The following is a 14,324-nucleotide window of genomic DNA, read 5'->3' as shown; positions in this document are numbered from 1 at the left end:
GTGTCCGTCGGCCCGAACTCGAACCCGTACCCTCATTCGTCCCGGTCCCGGCTCCAGTCCCCGATTCCGACCCCGCCCTACCGCGTCGCCCGTCGCGCCACCGCCTGGGTGCTGTACGCGGCCATCGCCCCGACCACGGTCCTCGTCTTGTTCCACCTGGCCCAGGGCACCCTGACCTTGCTCCATTCGGTCTGGTCCACCCTCGCCACCTGACCGCACACGCACTCTTCCCTGCCCACTCTCACTCGGGCGTTCCACCGTTTCGTGCGGCACGAGGGTGCACGGGGGATGGACGGGGATGGAGCGCCTGAGACACCCCACCTCCGGCGCCACTCAGCGACGTGGGGTGTTGACGATGCGAGCGCCCTCGCCATCCCTGGGATTGGACTGGCCCCACAACACGAATCCCAGACTCACCACCAGCAGCGCCACCACTCCAAGGCCATATCCGGTGCCGATGAGCCCTTGGCCCATGAGCACCCCGGTGTAGCCGACGGTGACCAGCAGGCCCAGTGCGCCGAGGAGGATGCCGGTCCAGGCGCGGTCGGTGAATCGACGCTGGTGGCCACGGACCACCTCCACCATCGCGGCGACCGCCTCCCTGGCGGCGGCGTCGGGTTCGCTCACCCGCACGCGGGACTCATGCCCCAGGATCACGGTGACGTGGGTTCGCCCTCGTCGCCCGGCGATGAAGAGTTCACGCAGCTTGTCCTCCTCGCGGCTCTCCTCGGAACGCTCAGCGGACTCGGCGAACTCGCTGAAGGCCTCCGGGGTGTGCCCGACCTCGCCTCCACCGTCGGTGAGACCGATCGTCAGGTCGCCCGCGCAGGCGTCGCGAACGAGCTCGGCCAGCGCCACGAGTTCGTCCCGGCGCAGGGCCGGATGCCCGAGGTCGGTTGATTCGACCCGCTCGGCCCGAGGCCGTGGTTCAGGGGACATTCCCCCATTATCGGCCGGGTCAGGGGATGCGTTGCGCGGTGCGGGTCAGGGCCTCGGCGACGACGGAGTCGGTTCCGGAGAGGGAGAGCCGGGGGGAGAGCCGGTGGGAGAGCCGGTGGGACAGCATGAGCCCGGCGGGGCCGGCCCCGATGATGGCGACCTGGGTCCGTCGGCCCTGGCTCGTCGCGTTCATGGGTGTGCTCGGCTCTCCGTGGCGTAGGGGGCGTACTCCGGGAGGGGAACACGTACACATTCGCAATAAGCACTTATGTGCGACATGCGTACGACATGGCCGGATCCGCTCGTTGTCCATGGCCCCCGTACACGAAACGCCCGGGGGATCGGGTCGATCCCCCGGGCGCTCGATGAGAGTCGGTCAGCTGTACTGCTTGCGATCACCGCCGACGTGGTCCTGGGCCCCCTGGCCGGGACCGTCGGGGTTGGCCCGATAGAAGGCCTCCCGGGCCTGCTGCTCGCGCTCCCACACCACGAAGCGTTCGCTCTCACCCAGGGCCATCGTGGTCAGCCACACCGCGACGGCGACGTCGTCGACCAGGCCCAACACGGAGAACAGCAGTTCGGGGATGAAGTCGATCGGCGAGATCACGTACACGACCAGCGCCAGCATGGTGAACAGCTTGCCGCCGCCGAGTTCGGGGTAGCGGCCGCGCAGCTTGGCGGCGATCATGCGCGGGAACGCGCGGACGCGCTGCCACACGGAGACCTTGCCGTCGGTGTTCTGGATGACCTGCCAGGCGGCCGCCCCGGCCGCGGCCCGGTTTGTGTTGCGCATCGTTCGCTCTCCTCAAGGGGGCAAGTGACTACTCAAGATATGACGCGATCTCGCCCCTGATCGTTCCCGCGGAGTGGCCACGCAACCGGGATAGAGACGTAGATGACACCACCAGAGGTGGGCCAGAGGGAGCCAGAGGGTGGCCGAAGGGGCCGGCGGTGCCACTGTGACTGCTTTTGCGCAGCTGGGAGGACTTTCGGTGGGAGTTCGTCCACAGCATTGACGGGGGCACTGGTGGTCCTGATCCGGAAAAGGCATCCTTGGGGAGTCGGCACACCCTTTGTCACGCGGGCCGACACATCGGGAACATCGAAAACCAAAAACCGGACCAAACACCACAAATCACCCAGCGTGGAGTGGCCGCATACGGCCAACGGCCCCCGATCCCCGCCCTGAGAGGCCACAGCATGCCCCCACAGCAGGTCGCCCCCGCCAGGAAGGCACCGGAAAGGCGTCTACCGGAACGCACCCAGCCGCACGGTAACGAATACCGCCCCTCCCACCCCGAGCCACCCATTCGTTACGATGCGTCCGAGTGGCACCCCGTCGCATGGGCTGCCGCTCCACATTTCGAATTCGCCGAACGCGCAGAACCGATGGAGCCCTCCCAGTGTCCAACGCCCAACCCAGGTCGGCGACGACCGTAGCCCTGTTGGCGGATATCCCCAGCACGGGGCACGTGGGTGAGGCCGGGGCCCACCGGTTCCCGCTCAGCGGAGAGACCGTCGGCGCGCGCAGTTCCGCCTTCGTCTCCTTCGCCATCGAACAGGTCAGGGCCGGCCGCAAGGTCGTCGCCCTCTACCCGGCCTGGCAGGCAACGGACGCCGAACGCGCGGTGAACTTCGCCCGCGGCGCCCTGCGCACCGACCGGATCGCCGGTATCGGCGTCGACCTGTCCCCACTGGCCCTGTCCCTGGTGGCCGACCAGCTCGCCTACCTGGCCCCCTACCTTCCACCGGGCATGGTCGCCGCCCTCAGTGGTGAACTGCCCAAACACCTGCTCGCCGGCGCCTGGCTCCGTACCGTCTCCGGCCTTTCCACCCTGCCCACCAGCATGCGCCAGCACATGGGCTCCTACGCGCCGTCGGTGTCCTTCCTGGCGTTCTGCGCGCCCACCGCGCGGGTGGGCCGACTACGCCCGGCCGAACTCGCCGCCGGGCTGCCGTTCCGGCCCGTCCAACCCGTGCAGCTGCTGAGTTCCACCCCGGATCCGGCCATCACCAAGGTTTTCGACGACAACCTGCCACAGGCCATCCAACCGGTGGCCACCCGCAACCTGCCCGCCCAACCCCTGGGCAGCGCCTACTGGGGCACCGCCAAGTACGTCGAGTTCGTGGCGCTGAGCGCCCACCCACAGGCCCTGGCCTACGCGGCCGGATCCATCCGGGCCTCCGCCTGCGCCTGGTGCGGCGAACCCATGGCCGCACGCCCCTGCCCGTTCTGCTCGGCCAACTCCGCCGGGCACCCCATCCGCACGTCCGCCGCCTCGCCGGTGCGTCCCCCGACCCCAGGGCCGAGATCGACCCCACCCATGGGGCCACCAACGGGACGGCCAACGGGCCCACACCCACCAGGGGCCGACGCTCCGGCGCCGGGGCCGCCACCCAACGGAGAGGGCCGCGTGCGCTCGCCACGGCCCCCACGATCCCCACAGTCCCCGACCGCCCCCGTGGAGGAACCACCGCACCGCCGACTGGACCCACGGTCCTACTCGCGGTGACAGCTCCCTCCCGGCCGGTTCCCATCGCCATGTCCGCGACGGGATCCACGACGACACTGGAAACGGATAGAGCCCTCTTATGAACCCCCGTCAGCGACGAGGCGTACTGCTCATGGTCGTGGCCGCGGTCGGCGCAGTGGCAGTATTCGCGTCCGTGTTCACCTACCTCGACAGCCAGCAGGAACGCCTGGGTCGGTTCGCCACGGTCCTGCGTTTGGTCGACGACGTGGAGGCCTACCAACCGATCACCCAGGAACAGGTCGAGTCGGTCGAGGTCCCCAGCATGTACTTCGACCCGGAGGTGTTCATCTCCGACCTCTCCGACGTGGACACACCCGCCGATCAGCAGTTGGTCGCCGCCTCCCACCTGGAGAGCGGCGTCCTCCTACAGCGGGGCATGGTGCAGCCGCAGCCGACCCTGACCGAGGGCGAACGCGAGATCGCCATCATGGTCAACGCCGAGACCGGCGTGGCCGGCAAGGTGCGACGCGGCTCGGTCGTGGACATCTACGGCACCTTCCAGCCGCGCGACCACGGCGAGGCCTGCGCCACCCGCGTCATCACCGAGGTCGAGGTCCTCGACATCGGTGAGCTGCGCAGCCAGGAGACCGACTCGGGGGTGACCGGTGTGGTTCCGGTGACGTTCCGGCTCGACCCGGACAGCGCGTTGCAGCTCGCCTACGCCGAGGAGTTCTCCACCAAACTGCGGCTGGCCCTGGTCAGCGCGGACGGTGGCGGTTCCGTGGGTGACGAACAGTTCTGCAGCGGGGACTTCGACGACCTGATCGATCAGGCCGCCGACCAGACCGACGAGCGGCGCGTGCCGCATGGGGGGTAGACAGCGGTGAACTTCCGCGTTCTGGCGGGGATGCCCACGTCCGAGACCGAGATGGTGCTCGCCGCACGGTTCGAGGAACTGGGCACGTGCGACCTGGTGGCCATCCGCAACACCGGCACGGCACTGCACGACGCGGCCGGCGAGTTCCCCGAACTCGACGTCATCCTCATCCACGAGGACATGGGGCCCGCGCCGGTCCTGGAGACCGTGCGCGACCTGTCCCACCGCCATCCCCAACTGGCGATCCTGTTGGTGTCCTCGGCCATGGACCCGAACACCTTCACCGGGGCCATGGAGGCGGGCGCCCGCGGGGTGCTGTCCGCGGACGCCGGGATCGGCGAGCTGGAGACCCGGATCGCCAAGGCCGCCGAATGGTCGCGCACCCTGCGTCGCCATCTGGAGTCCGCCTCCCACGAACTACCGGCTTCCGGGGTTCGCGGTCGGATACTGACGATCAGCGGCGCCAAGGGCGGGGTGGGCACCACCACCTGCGCGGTGCACCTGGCGATGGCGGCCGCCAGACGCGACCGGGTCGTGTGCCTGGTCGACCTGGACCTGCAAGCCGGTGACCTGCCCGCCTTCCTCGACCTCCAGCACCGTCGGTCGATCACCGACCTGGTGGAGAGCTCCGACGACATCAGCCCCGGCATGCTCGCCGAGACCCTGTACGTGGACCCGCGCGGCCCGCACGTCCTGCTCGCCCCCGAACACGGAGAACGCGGCGAGGACGTCAACGCCCGCGCCACCCGACGCATCCTCAGTGCCCTGCGCTCACGCTACGAACTGGTGATCGTGGATTGTGGGTCCACCATGAACGAGGCCACCGCGATGGCGGTGGAGCTGGCCGACAACGCCGTGGTGACGGTGACCCCGGACGTACCGGCGATGCGCGGGGCCCAACGGCTGATGGCGATGTGGGAGCGGCTACAGATCCGCACCCACGACAACGTGCACTCCCTGGTCACCCGGCACAGCCGCAAGAACGAGATCCAACCGGACTTCCTCCAGCAACTGCTGGGCACCAAGGTGCTGCGCACCCCGGTCCCGGCCGCCTACCGGGCGTTGGAGCCGGGCGAGAACAACGGCGACCCCACCAAGGTGACCGACGAGGGGCTGCGCAAGGCCTTCGCTCGGTTGGCCGCGGAACTGGACCTGTTCACCGCGCCCACCGGGCCGGGCGGCAGCGGCAAGGGCGGGTTCACCCCCTCCGGCGGCGTCACACCGGCACCGGGCGTCTCCTCGGACGGATCTCCCTCCACCCGGGACGTGTCCGGGTTCCTCAACGCCAGCGGCCACAACGTGTTCAACGGGCACGCGGTGACCGGAGCACGGGGCCCCGGGGGAACCGGTGGGTCGGGTGGCTGGGATCCGGGTTCGACGGGACGGGGGTTCGGTGGCTGAGCGACGCGGCGGCGCCCCCTCGCGTCGCGACGACCGGGGCGCGATCATCGTGGAGTTCGCCGCCATGGTGCCCTTCATGATGTTGGCGTTGGCCCTGGTGTGGCAGGTGCTGCTCATCGGCCTCACCTCCATGTACGCCTCGCACGGCGCGGCCGAGGCCGCGCGCCAGGCCGCGGTCACCCCCGACGACGTGGAGCGCATCGACGAGGAGGCCCGCAAGCGCGTGCTCTCGCCATGGGACGCCCCCGACGTGCTCACCACCTCCATCGTGGAGCGCGACGGCGCACGCTACGCCCGGGTGACCGTGGCGATGCCGGTGTTCCTTCCCGGTACGACCGGCCCCTGGGACATCGCGGGTGAGGCGAGGGTCGTCACCGAGGTCGTCCCGCGTGACGGCGTCGTCGAGCCGCCACCGGGCGCGGAGCCACCCGGCACGGAGCCGGAGGAGGACGACTCGTGAGACACCTCCTCTCCCCCCGAGCGCGTCGGGACGCCGACCGTGGCGGCCCCATCCTGGAATTCGCCGCGGTCCTGCCGATCCTGCTGCTCACCGTGGTGGTCGCCTTCGAGGCCTTCATCTCGTTCGTGGCGATCGAACGGCTGGAGTCCGCGGCGCGCGCCGGGGCCCGGGAGGGCACCGAGGAGGCCGCCCATCAGGCCTTGCCGAGTTGGTTGGACGAAGCGACCGTCACCAGCGGCACCAATGACAGTGACGGGTTCTACGTCGAGGTATCGCACTCGCTGCCGATCGTGTTCTCGGTGGACCTGAACGTGACACTGACCCGTCGGGTGGACATGCCGAACATGTGACGCGTGGCCCGTCCACCGAGGAGGAAACGAGGAACATGGGGCTGAAGGACCGCCTGGAAGAGGACCGTTCCAACGAGGAACGGGCCGACCGGAGCAGTGTGACGCACTGGCGGCGGCGACTCTTGGCCGAGATCAACCTGGAGGACCTGTCACGGCTGACCCTGGCCCAGCGCAGGGTTCGCCTGGAGAAGGTCGTCGGGCACATCCTGTCCCGCGAGGGGCCGGTGCTGTCGGACCGGGAACGTTCGATCCTCACCCGACGGGTCGTGGACGAGGCGTTGGGTCTGGGTGTGCTCGAACCCCTGCTCGCCGACGAGACCATCACCGAGATCATGGTGAACGGCCCCGACAACGTGTTCGTGGAACGCGCGGGCCGGATGGAGCGCATCGACGCGACCTTCAACGGCGAGGAGCAGCTCTACCAGACCATCGACCGGATCGTCTCGCTGGTGAACCGGCGCGTGGACGAGTCGTCCCCGATGGTCGACGCCCGTCTGCCCAGCGGCGAACGCGTCAACGTCATCATCCCGCCGTTGTCGTTGTCGGGTCCGGTGCTGACCATCCGACGCTTCCCCAAGCCCTACCCCATCGAAGACCTGGTGCGCATGGGCAGCCTGGACCAGGCCACGGGCGTGCTGCTGTCGGCGATGGTCCGGGCCCGGTTCAACATCGTGGTCTCGGGTGGTACCGGCACCGGTAAGACCACCTTCCTCAACGCCCTGTCGGCGTTCGTGCCCAGCACCGAACGCATCGTCACCATCGAGGACTCCGCCGAACTCCAGTTGATGCAGGACCACGTGGTGCGGTTGGAGTCGCGGCCCGCCAACATCGAGGGACGCGGCGAGATCGCCATCCGCGACCTGGTGCGCAACGCGTTGCGGATGCGCCCGGATCGCATCATCGTCGGTGAGGTCCGCGGGTCCGAGACGATCGACATGCTTCAGGCCATGAACACCGGCCACGACGGTTCCCTGGTGACGGTGCACGCCAACTCGGCCGAGGACGCCATCCACCGGATCCAGACCCTGGCCACCCTGGGCGACGGCCGGGTCCCCTACAACGCGCTGCGCGACCAGATCAACAACGCGGTGGACGCGATCGTGCACCTGGGCCGATGGCCCGACGGGTCGCGTCGTGTCTCCGAGGTGGCCGTGGTGTCCTCGCGCCGCAGCGAGGAGTTCCGGCTGGACTCGCTGTTGGAGTTCGCGTCGTTGCCCGCCGGGGCGGACCACGACGTGAAGGGCGAGTTCCGTCACCATCCCCTGCCACGCCACGTCGCCGGTCGGATCTACCACGTCGGCGAGAGCATCCCCTCGGTGTTCGGCGTGGTCTCCGACGGCCCTGGCGGAGGACACCGGTGACCACTTCTCCCCGTACCCCCCGATCCTCGGCCTCAGTGCCGGGCCCGACCCGATGGGAGTCAGCGTGACCTGGCAGTTCGCAGCGATCCTCGGTGGGGTCGCTCTGGTTCTGGCCGTGTTGCTGTGGGCGATCCGGGAGTTCGTGGCCAGCTCCGATCAGCGCCGTCTCATCGCGGCACGCAGTGCCTTGGCCCAGGCCGAGTACGACGCCTCCACTCCGATGGCGCGCCTGGACGTGGCGCTGCACCGCACCCAGTGGGGTGCCCGGCTCAGTCGCCGCCTGGCCCGTTCGGGCACCGAAACGCGGCTGTCCACCTTCCTGGTCGCGTTGGTGGGCGGAGCGCTGCTCGCCGTCATCGTGGTCTGGCAGATCCTCGCCCCGATGTTCGGGTTGCTGGCCGCGGTGGGGGTGGGGTTCCTGTTCTTCTCCTACCTGAGCCGGGCCGAGGCCAAGCGCCGCGAGGAGTTCACCGGTCAGCTGCCCGACCTGGCGCGGGTGCTGGGCAACGCCACCTCCGCCGGGCTGGCCCTGCCCACCGCGGTGGCCATCGCCGCCGACGAGCTCGACGGGCCCGCCGGTGAGGAGCTCGGTCGCATGGCCGAGTCGATGAAGCTGGGGGCGAGCTTCGAGGAGTCCGTAGCCGAACTGCGCGAACGTATGCCCTCCCGAGAGCTCGGCGTGTTGCTCTCCACCCTGATCGTGGCGTCCAGGTCGGGTGGTTCGCTGGTCAGTGCGCTGCGCAACATCTCGACCACCTTGGAGAACCGCAAGGAGACGCGGCGCGAGGTGCGCACCATCCTGTCCGAGACGACCAGCACCGTGTGGGCGTTGGGGTTCATGTCGGTGGGTGCCTTGTTCCTGCTCAACATGATCCAGCCGGGCATCATGCGCACCATGACCTCCCAGCCGGCCGGGATCGGGCTGCTGCTGGTCGTGGCGACCCTGTTCGTCATCGGATTCGTGGCGGTGTCCCGGATCACCAAGTTCAAGATGTAGCCCCGAATCCCCCGAAGGAAGTCGGATGAACCTGCTCCCCCTGCTGGTGGCACTGGCGTCGGCGTTGCTGGTGGTGCTCGCCTGTTATGGCCTGCACCTGAGCATGTCGAAGACGCGCGTGCCGGTGGACGAGCCGACCACGCGTCCCGTCGTCAAGAGCGACGAGACGTTCTTCCTGCACCGGATCACCGAGGCGATCGGCCGCCCCTTGGCGGGTTCGGTCCTGGCCTCGCTCACCGACAAGCGCCGTGGATCCATCCACGACCGGATCGAGGCGTCCGGCCGGGTCGACGGGCTGACCGTGGAACGGTACGTCCGGCGCAAGATCGGCGAGGTCGCGCTCTACGGCAGCCTGTCGGTACTGCTGTTCCTGTCCGACAACGCCATGTTCGGCCTGGTGATGCTGGCCTTCGTGGGTCTGACCGACCTGAGCATGTACGTCAAGGCCCAGGAGCGGGCCGACCAGGTGCAGTCACAACTGCCGGACTTCCTGGACGTGCTCGCGGTGACCGTGAGCGCGGGCATGTCGTTCCGCGCCGCCGTGGCCCGGGTCGCCGACTCCATGCCGGGTGTGCTCTCCGGCGAGTTCGTCATCGCGCTGCGCCAGATGGAGCTGGGCACATCCCGCCGGGAGGCGTTCGACGCCCTGCGTCGCCGCAACCGCAACGAGTCCCTCAGCAAGTTCGTGACCGCCATCCAGCAGGCCGAGGAACTGGGCGCCCCGCTCAGCGACACCCTGGTCGATATCAGCCAGGACATGCGTCGCGAGGACGCCCAGTACATGCGTCGCAAGGCTCAGCAGCTCAACCCGCGCGTGACGGTGGTGACCGCCACGACCCTGTTGCCGGGACTGCTCATCCTCATCGTCGGGTCGATGATCCTGGGCAGCGACATCGACTTCGGCAGTCTCCTCGGCGGCTGACCCTGGCGGGTCACTCCGCGGGGACGGGCGGCGGGAAGGGGATCTGGGACAGGACCGGGATCAGGCTCTCCTCCTCGAAGTCCAGGTGGGCGTTCAGCTCCCGGGACATCCGGTCGAGTTCGGCGCGGAAGAGGTCCGGGTCGGCGGTGGCCAGGTCGGCCGACAGCCGCTCCAGCTCGCCGCGGATCCGGTCCACGACCCGGTGTTCGGCGATCAACCGCTCGATGGGTTCGCGCAGGTGAGGGTAGCCCTGGGCGAGCCCCGGGAAGACACCGTCCTCGCCGGTGTGGTGGAAGTGCAGTGATTGGCAGAACGCCAGGCAGTGCCGGCGGATCTGTAGGTCGAGTCCCACCGGGGCGCCGGTTCCGGCGTGTTCGGCCAGGTACGCCTCGGCCTCGTCTCGGACCCGGTCGAGCTGGCCGCGCAGCCACCCGTGCACCTCGAACAGCTTCTCGGCGAGATTGGTGACCTCCCCGACGCTCTCCAGGGCGGCGGGTTGGAGTTCCACCACCGGTTCGGGACGGGTGTGCGGATGGGGCCTGTCGGTCTGAGTGGTCTGGTCGGATCGGTCGGACTGAGTGGTCTGGTCGGTCATGGAAGTACCTCCTGAGTGAGTGGAGGCGGCCGACCCCGAGCACACGAGGTATCGCCGTCCAAGGCGCTGTCCGGCACGGCGTGGCCGAAGCGCTGTGGCCGAAGCGACGTGGACTGGTCTGGCGGGGCAAGGCGAAGAGAGCGCACGTAAAGCGCCGAGGCGAATGGTGTTCGGGGAGGCCGCCGGTCAAGACGCCGGGCGGTGCGGCGGCCCGGAGAGGGCCGCGAGCGGTTCAGCCGCTCAGATTCCGTACGCGAAGTAGTGGCTCACGATTGGCTCCCCGAAGAATTCAGGCGCCTCCATGTCGACCGACCGGCCCACTGCTCTTGGTTCGGGACACGCGACGCCCCACCACTTTAACCGGCCGTGCGGGTAGGGGGAACCCCACCGGAGGTCTCGCCTCCGCCCCATGGGTTCCCTACTCACGGCTCCGTAGTTTCGAGGTCGTCCCCTCGCACACCTCACCCCTCGGAGAGACCCATGAGGCGTTCCCTCGCCCCAGACCTTGCCCGTGGCTTCATGTTGCTGTTCATCGCGCTGGTCAACGCGCGGTTCTTCCTCACCCACGCCGACACGGTTCGGGGCGTGGGCGACCAGGCGATCATCTTCGTCCAGTCCCTCCTGGTGAACGGCCGGGCGATCCCGCTGTTCTCGTTGCTGTTCGGCTACGGCATGGTGTGGATCGCCCGCCGGGTCACCGAGGCGGGGGGCGGGTGGGTGCACGTGCGGACGGTGCTGCACCGGCGCGGCCTGTGGATGTTGCTGATCGGCCTGGCGCACGGGGTGCTGCTGTTGCCGGTGGACGTCATCGGTGCCTACGGGTTGTCGCTGGTGCTGTTCCTGCTCTTCCTGCGGGTCGGTGACCGGACGCTGTTGTGGGCGGCCGGCGTGTTCGCGGTGGGCTCGGTGGCCCTGAACTCCCTGCTCACCTTCGTCCTGGGCGGTCAGGGCGAGGAGGAGGGCGCGGCCGCGTACGCCGCGGCGCCCTCCCTGGTGGAGTCGGACTTCGTGGCGGCGATGGGCGAACGCTTCACCGAGTGGGTGCTGTACACACCCGTGACCCTGTTGTCGGTGGTGATGCCCCCGCTGCTGGTGGGCGTGTGGGCCGGGCGCCACCGGATCCTGGAGCACCCCGAACAGCACCGGAGCCTGCTGGTGCGCACCGTCGTCGTCGGTCTGGGGCTCGCGGTGGCGGGCGGCCTACCGGACGCCCTGGTCGGCGCGTCCCTGGTGCCGAACCCGGGCCCGGGGGTCGAGCCGGCCCTGTGGATCCTGCACGACGCGGTCGGCTGGGCGGGTGGGGCCGGTTGGGCCGCCCTCATCGCCCTGGTCGCGCTCGGGGTGTCCAACGCGAACGCGACCGAACACCCGTTGGTACTGGCGGTCGCCGCCGTGGGCGAGCGTTCCCTGAGCTGCTATCTGACGCAGGCGGTGGTGTTCACCCTGGTGTTCGCGCCCTACGGGCTGGGTTGGGGCGCGACGGCGAGCGCCTCGACCGCCGCCGCTGTGGCGGTGACGACGTGGGCGGCGACATTGGTGTGGGCCGACCTGTCCCGACGACGCGGCGGACGCGGTCCGGCCGAGACGCTGCTGCGTCGACGGGTCTACGCCGGGATCCACCTGCCCGGTCGTACGGGTGAGTAGGGGTCAGCCCTCGTCGACGGGGCAGTTCATCATGGTGTTGGACTCCAGCGAGGTGTCCGGAACCGCGAAGAAGCCCGAGCCCATCGCCTCCTCGTCGCGCCACTCCAGGGTGCCGTCCACGTCGTAGCAGTGTCCGCTCATCTCGTGCGCCAGCGGCCCCGAGTGCGCGGCCGGCCGGTAGGCCACCCCTCCGCGTTCGGGGGCTCCGGAGATGTACACGGTCAGTGTCTCGGAGGGGTGGTCCGGGCCCAGCACGGTCAGGGGGGTCAGGGGTGCTTCCAGCTCGCTCCCGGTGCCGCCTCGGTGGACCTCCTTGTCGACCCCGGCGTTCTCCGCGGGGTCGAGCGGCACGAGGGTCAGGAAGTCCTCGGCGTACACGTTGTGGCTGCCCACGTCGGGGTGGTAGCGCAGCTCCACCGAGAACTCGGCCCCGTCGGCGGCCGGAGCCACCCGGGTCATGCACACGGACAGAACGGGGAACGCGCTCAGGCCCGGCGTGGCCAACCCGTAGTCGACGGTGTCGTGGTCGACCGGGTAGACGAAGGGCCAGATCTCGGGATCGACTATCGGGGTGCCCTCCGGCCCCGGGGTGAGCAGTTCGAGGTAGGTCTCGGTCGCGGTGGCCTGTGGGTCGAACGGACGCCACTGCGCCCGGGCCTCCTGGGCGTCGATCCGCTCGGTGTCGTCGCAGGACATGGGTTCGGGCTCGGCCGGTTCGGGTTCCGGTTCCGTCTCCTGGGCGCCCCCGCCCGCGGAGCTCCGGTCGGGTTCCTCGGCCACGACGTTCTCGGTCTCGGCGTCGCCGAGCGTCTCGAACAGCAGGTAGCCGATGCCCAGCGCCAGGGCCATGCCGACCGCGCCGACCACCAGCCACAGGCCCACGCGCGGCCCGCCGGCTGTCTCCTCGTCCTCTTCGAGCACCAGCTCCTGGGTGTGGTTCGCGGCTCCGGGTTCGCCCCGGGCCCCGAACAGGTAGGCGTTGGCGTCCGGTTCGGGCTCCGGGTGCGGGGCTTGGGCCGGGACCGGAGTACCGGCGGCGGCGTCACGGAAGGGCTCCGGCTCGGTCGCGGTCTGGGCCAGGGCGGCGTTGGTCCAGGTCACCGGATCGTGCGGGGGGATGTTCTGGGCGGACCAGTGTTCGGCGATGAGCGCGCGCAATCGGTCGGGCCAGGTGTCCGCGGTGGCCCGTTCGTCGATACCGAGCAGCAGCAGGCATTCCAGGTAAGCCTCGTCCGCGGAGGGACGGCGGCCGGGATCGGGGGAGAACGCGCGTTCGAGCAGCGGGCGCAGTTCCTCGGGGAGGGCGCTCAGGTCCACGCGCGCCTCGCGGGCACGGGCCGCCATCTCCCACACGATCTGTCCGGGGACCCGCCCGGGCACGTGGCCGGCGGGGTTGGGGCCGAACGGCGGGGTACCGGTGGCGGCGTAGACCACCAGACCGGCCCACCCGTGCACGTCTGTGGCGGTGGAGGTGGCGGCCCTCTCGTAGCGCTCGGGGGCCAGCCAACCCAGGCTCTGGGCGCTCTGGGTGGGCGCGCTCGGGTCGATGCGGCGGACGATGCCGTAGTCGAGGACCTTGGGGCCGTCCGCGGCCACGACCACGTTGCCCGGGCGCATGTCCCCGTGCACCAGGCCCAGGGAGTGGAAGCCGGCGAGGGCCTCGGCCATCCCGGCGGCGAGGACGAGGAGCTGGTTCCCGCTGAAGGGTCCCCGACCGCGCATGCGTTGCCACAGCTCGACCCCGGGGATGTACCCGACGGCCGACCACGGGCGTCCCTCGTGGACACCGCTGTCCCGGACCGGGACGGTGCACACACCACCGACCTGGCGCATGAGCGCGACCTCTTCGGCGGCGTCGGCGCCATCGGTCCATTCGGCGTCGGCGATCTTCAGGGCCAACGTCTCGTGGTCCGGCGAGACGGCGGCGTAGAGGGTGCCCAGACCGTCGGCTCCGAGCCGCCCGATCAGGCGGTAAGGGCCGACCTGGAGCGGGTCGCCGTCGGTCAGGGGAGCGACGTTCGGCGGTAGGGCGGGAGAGGAGAAATCCATTGGGGGCAGCTTTCCACACATCAAGGGACGGTTGTGGTGGCCTGTGCCGGGATAGCACATTCGATCCCGTGGTCCTGAGAATCTACCCAATCGTCGGGGTACCCGTCGCCGGGTCCGCGGTATCGAAAAGCCCTACGGGGCCGCCCGGAAAGGGCTTTCGGTCGACCATCCACCGCCACACGTGCGACCGCCCCCAGGCCGGGAAGCCGCTGTTCATCGTGGTTCCAGGTTCCATGCGTTCCTTCGCGAATCGAC

The 14,324-nt window shown here is 69.7% G+C and carries 15 protein-coding genes; 10 read left to right on the top strand and 5 right to left on the bottom strand.

The genetic code is table 11. From position 1 onward, the window contains the following. Entirely contained in the window at positions 1-213 is a 213-nt protein-coding gene (locus tag NLI01S_RS00700) for a hypothetical protein (RefSeq protein WP_067597423.1), read from the top strand. 120 nt (positions 214-333) lie between these two features. Here the strand turns inward: NLI01S_RS00700 and NLI01S_RS00695 are convergent, their stop codons facing one another. The 3 genes from NLI01S_RS00695 to NLI01S_RS00690 all read right to left on the bottom strand — a co-directional run bounded on the left by NLI01S_RS00695 (position 334) and on the right by NLI01S_RS00690 (position 1,732). After that, on the bottom strand, positions 334-939 hold the full coding sequence (locus tag NLI01S_RS00695) for a hypothetical protein (RefSeq protein WP_067597421.1): 606 nt from the start codon (positions 937-939) through the stop codon (positions 334-336). A gap of 19 nt (positions 940-958) precedes the next feature. Beyond that, a complete protein-coding gene (locus NLI01S_RS25490; RefSeq protein WP_157090893.1) occupies positions 959-1,132 on the bottom strand; it encodes an FAD-dependent monooxygenase in 174 nt (57 codons plus the stop codon). Between the two features lie 183 nt (positions 1,133-1,315). Next, entirely contained in the window at positions 1,316-1,732 is a 417-nt protein-coding gene (locus NLI01S_RS00690; RefSeq protein ID WP_067597418.1) for a YkvA family protein, read from the bottom strand. A gap of 610 nt (positions 1,733-2,342) precedes the next feature. On the opposite strand from NLI01S_RS00690, the gene NLI01S_RS00685 reads away from it, so the two are divergent. The 8 genes from NLI01S_RS00685 (at position 2,343) to NLI01S_RS00650 (ending at position 9,781) form a co-directional block, all read left to right on the top strand. Next, positions 2,343-3,452, top strand: a complete 1,110-nt coding sequence (locus tag NLI01S_RS00685; RefSeq protein ID WP_371850593.1) for a hypothetical protein — start codon at positions 2,343-2,345, stop codon at positions 3,450-3,452. Positions 3,453-3,531: 79 nt separating this feature from the next. Next, positions 3,532-4,290 (top strand): Flp pilus assembly protein CpaB, encoded by a 759-nt coding sequence (cpaB, locus tag NLI01S_RS00680; protein ID WP_067597415.1) that lies wholly within the window; start codon positions 3,532-3,534, stop codon positions 4,288-4,290. Positions 4,291-4,296: 6 nt separating this feature from the next. Further along, a complete protein-coding gene (locus NLI01S_RS00675; RefSeq protein WP_067597412.1) occupies positions 4,297-5,691 on the top strand; it encodes an AAA family ATPase in 1,395 nt (464 codons plus the stop codon). Positions 5,692-5,740: 49 nt separating this feature from the next. After that, complete coding sequence (locus tag NLI01S_RS00670) at positions 5,741-6,151, top strand: pilus assembly protein TadE (protein ID WP_067597513.1); 411 nt, start codon at positions 5,741-5,743, stop codon at positions 6,149-6,151. After that, the gene (locus tag NLI01S_RS00665) at positions 6,148-6,501 is read left to right on the top strand and encodes a TadE/TadG family type IV pilus assembly protein (protein ID WP_067597409.1); all 354 of its coding nucleotides are present in this window, start codon (positions 6,148-6,150) and stop codon (positions 6,499-6,501) included. Before NLI01S_RS00670 ends, NLI01S_RS00665 begins: the two co-directional genes overlap by 4 nt. Before the next feature lie 35 nt (positions 6,502-6,536). Next, positions 6,537-7,862: a CpaF family protein gene (locus NLI01S_RS00660; protein WP_067597406.1), complete on the top strand. Its 1,326-nt coding sequence runs from the start codon at positions 6,537-6,539 to the stop codon at positions 7,860-7,862. Between the two features lie 64 nt (positions 7,863-7,926). Further along, entirely contained in the window at positions 7,927-8,859 is a 933-nt protein-coding gene (locus NLI01S_RS00655) for a type II secretion system F family protein (RefSeq protein ID WP_067597403.1), read from the top strand. 25 nt (positions 8,860-8,884) lie between these two features. Further along, positions 8,885-9,781, top strand: coding sequence for a type II secretion system F family protein (locus tag NLI01S_RS00650; RefSeq protein WP_067597400.1), 897 nt, complete (start codon positions 8,885-8,887; stop codon positions 9,779-9,781). 10 nt (positions 9,782-9,791) lie between these two features. Here NLI01S_RS00650 and NLI01S_RS00645 read toward each other — a convergent pair whose 3' ends face one another. Further along, positions 9,792-10,376, bottom strand: coding sequence for a hemerythrin domain-containing protein (locus tag NLI01S_RS00645; RefSeq protein ID WP_084392212.1), 585 nt, complete (start codon positions 10,374-10,376; stop codon positions 9,792-9,794). A 480-nt stretch (positions 10,377-10,856) separates the two neighbouring features. Here NLI01S_RS00645 and NLI01S_RS00640 point away from each other — a divergent pair, with 480 nt between their 5' ends. After that, the gene (locus tag NLI01S_RS00640) at positions 10,857-12,020 is read left to right on the top strand and encodes a DUF418 domain-containing protein (protein WP_067597398.1); all 1,164 of its coding nucleotides are present in this window, start codon (positions 10,857-10,859) and stop codon (positions 12,018-12,020) included. A 3-nt stretch (positions 12,021-12,023) separates the two neighbouring features. Here the strand turns inward: NLI01S_RS00640 and NLI01S_RS00635 are convergent, their stop codons facing one another. Further along, a complete protein-coding gene (locus NLI01S_RS00635) occupies positions 12,024-14,069 on the bottom strand; it encodes a serine/threonine protein kinase (RefSeq protein WP_067597395.1) in 2,046 nt (681 codons plus the stop codon). Positions 14,070-14,324 lie beyond the last annotated feature (255 nt).

It is taken from the genome of Nocardiopsis listeri NBRC 13360 (assembly GCF_001570765.1).
GTDB lineage: Bacteria > Actinomycetota > Actinomycetes > Streptosporangiales > Streptosporangiaceae > Nocardiopsis > Nocardiopsis listeri.
The sequence above is the reverse complement of the archived record's forward strand: the minus strand, read 5'-3'. Positions and strand labels throughout refer to the sequence as shown.

Excerpts from the sequence above, each read along its gene's own strand:
- NLI01S_RS00695 (WP_067597421.1), bottom strand. The coding sequence starts at position 939 with ATGTCCCCTGAACCACGGCCTCGGGCCGAGCGGGTCGAATCAACCGAC.
- NLI01S_RS25490 (WP_157090893.1), bottom strand. The coding sequence starts at position 1,132 with ATGAACGCGACGAGCCAGGGCCGACGGACCCAGGTCGCCATCATCGGG.
- NLI01S_RS00690 (WP_067597418.1), bottom strand. The coding sequence starts at position 1,732 with ATGCGCAACACAAACCGGGCCGCGGCCGGGGCGGCCGCCTGGCAGGTC.
- cpaB (WP_067597415.1), top strand. The coding sequence starts at position 3,532 with ATGAACCCCCGTCAGCGACGAGGCGTACTGCTCATGGTCGTGGCCGCG.
- NLI01S_RS00660 (WP_067597406.1), top strand. The coding sequence starts at position 6,537 with ATGGGGCTGAAGGACCGCCTGGAAGAGGACCGTTCCAACGAGGAACGG.
- NLI01S_RS00650 (WP_067597400.1), top strand. The coding sequence starts at position 8,885 with ATGAACCTGCTCCCCCTGCTGGTGGCACTGGCGTCGGCGTTGCTGGTG.
- NLI01S_RS00645 (WP_084392212.1), bottom strand. The coding sequence starts at position 10,376 with ATGACCGACCAGACCACTCAGTCCGACCGATCCGACCAGACCACTCAG.
- NLI01S_RS00640 (WP_067597398.1), top strand. The coding sequence starts at position 10,857 with ATGAGGCGTTCCCTCGCCCCAGACCTTGCCCGTGGCTTCATGTTGCTG.
- NLI01S_RS00635 (WP_067597395.1), bottom strand. The coding sequence starts at position 14,069 with ATGGATTTCTCCTCTCCCGCCCTACCGCCGAACGTCGCTCCCCTGACC.